Genomic DNA, 348 nt, shown 5'->3' with positions numbered 1-348 from the left:
CTATGGCAGTTTACTGGAAAGTGGAAATCAACAAAAAGCGGAGCAGCTGATTCAGGAATATGTAAAAGATCAAAACGGCTATGAAGCCAAAGAAATAGACTTTAACCGATTAGGATATCAGTTTCTCAGACTTCAGAAGGTTGATCATTCTCTTCAGGTGTTTCATGCAGCAATAGTAATTTTTCCGAAAAATTCAAATGCATATGATAGTTATGGAGAAGCATTGCTGCAGGCCGGTAAAAAAGAAGAGGCCATGAAGATGTATCAAAAAGCAATTGAATTAGATCCAGAAAACACCAATGCCAAAGAGATGGTGAAGAAAATTGAAGGATTGCTCGTTAATAAGTA

The 348-nt window shown here is 36.8% G+C and carries 1 protein-coding gene; it reads left to right on the top strand.

The window, feature by feature from the left end:
- On the top strand, positions 1–348 hold a 348-nt coding region (locus SB764_RS38865; RefSeq protein ID WP_410866591.1), incomplete at both ends, for a tetratricopeptide repeat protein.

Origin of the sequence: Paraburkholderia sp. SIMBA_027, assembly GCF_046535315.1 — a bacterium.
GTDB classification, from domain to species: domain Bacteria; phylum Pseudomonadota; class Gammaproteobacteria; order Burkholderiales; family Burkholderiaceae; genus Paraburkholderia; species Paraburkholderia tropica.
The sequence above is the reverse complement of the archived record's forward strand: the minus strand, read 5'-3'. Positions and strand labels throughout refer to the sequence as shown.